Origin of the sequence: Mesorhizobium sp. M4A.F.Ca.ET.050.02.1.1, from assembly GCF_003997725.1 — a bacterium.
In the GTDB taxonomy this organism is placed as follows: domain Bacteria; phylum Pseudomonadota; class Alphaproteobacteria; order Rhizobiales; family Rhizobiaceae; genus Mesorhizobium.
Genome location: NZ_RZSG01001111.1, coordinates 1 through 1,485, shown reverse-complemented (window position 1 = coordinate 1,485; position 1,485 = coordinate 1). Strand labels below are relative to the sequence as shown.

Annotated in this window: 2 protein-coding genes; both read right to left on the bottom strand. The window is 61.9% G+C overall.

Features of this window, described 5'->3' with window-relative positions:
* Positions 1 to 487, bottom strand: a 487-nt coding sequence (locus tag EOA33_RS35460; protein WP_245482546.1) for a DUF4167 domain-containing protein, incomplete at its 3' end; no start/stop codon positions are given.
* A gap of 329 nt (positions 488 to 816) precedes the next feature.
* Positions 817 to 1,485, bottom strand: a 669-nt coding sequence (gene prmC, locus EOA33_RS35455) for a peptide chain release factor N(5)-glutamine methyltransferase (protein ID WP_127407701.1), incomplete at its 5' end; no start/stop codon positions are given.

Below are 1,485 nucleotides of genomic sequence, written 5' to 3'. Positions count from 1 at the left end.
GGCGCCCGCCATTGTCGCGGCCATGGCCATCGCGTTGGCCATTGTCGCGGCCGTTTCCATTGTCCTGATTGAAGGCCAGCTCGCCCTCGATCACCGGCTGCGGGCCGGCACCTTGGTTGGCGGCCGCGGCCGGAGCTTCGCCGGCATTGCTGTTGCCGACAGTGTCGAACTCGTCGCGATCCTCGTCCGCGTCGTCATCGAAATCGTCGCGATTCTGCTGGACGTTCTGGATCGGCATCTGCGCCTGCGCGGCGGCAATGATGCGATTGTAGTGTTCGGCGTGCTGAAGATAGTTTTCCGCCATCACCCGGTCGCCGGAGCTTTGCGCGTCACGGGCGAGTGCGGCGTATTTTTCGGCGATCTGCTGAGCCGATCCGCGGATCTTCACATCCGGGCCGTTGCTCTCGTAGTTGCGCGTCAGGGGATTGGGGCCCTTGCGGTTGTTGTTGTTGCCACCGCCGCCGCCATTGTTATTGCGACCGCGCATGCGCCTGTTCTGCTGTTGTGGCCTCATTCGACTCTCTTCAGTGTGAAATTTTTGAAAACTCTTCGCGAACGGAGGCGCTCATGCAGCCAGCCGTTTCGTTTCTTCACCGGCGTTCGCCCGCATCAATTGCGTTGGCGCCACGTGCCATCCTGTTCCGGTTACATCACTTGCCGGACGATTCCCGCACGAAGCATTGGCGTCGATCGCGCAAGAAGGCAGCTATTTCCAAGGAAAACCGAATCGCTAAGAGCACTGCCTGCTTCGTCTCATCCGGCTACTTTGACCCTAGCTGCATTCCCGGGCATTGCCAAGCCCTTTTTCGCACTGCATCAGGGCTTTGCGCGTTCGAACACCAGAGCCCTGTCGTTACCGCCGAGGTCGCGAAACTTATCGGCCAACCGATAGCCGGCTGCCGTGAAGATGTCCGCCACTTCGATTCGCTGCGTGTGGCCGATCTCGACCACGACCAAGCCTTCGGTTTCCAGAAAGCCCGCCGCCTCAGCGGCTATGATCCTGTAGGGGTCCAGACCGTCCGCGCCGCCGTCAAGCGCCAGATGCGGATCGAAACCGCGGACCTCGTCCTGCAGATTTCCTATGTCTTGCCGAGGTATATAGGGAGGGTTTGCGGCAATTACATGGTAGCTGCCGGAAACTTTTGCAAACCAGTTGGATTCAAGCGTTTCGAACCGGTCGGCGAGCCCCAGGTCACGGGCATTGCGCATGGCTGTGGCCAGCGCACCCGCGGCTATGTCGACACCGGTCGCGACAGCGCCGGGAACGGCGCTAAGCAGCGCCAGCGCGATGGCGCCACTACCGGTGCCGAGATCGAGGATACGGCATTCGCCTTGCCGCTCCGCCGTTGCCTTGGCGAAGGGCAGGATCGCCTCGACCAACGTCTCGGTGTCGGGGCGCGGCTCCAGCGTCTCCGGCGAGAGCCATAGCCTCAGTCCGTAGAACTCGCGAAACCCGAGGATTCGGTGCACCGGCTCGCCTGCGAC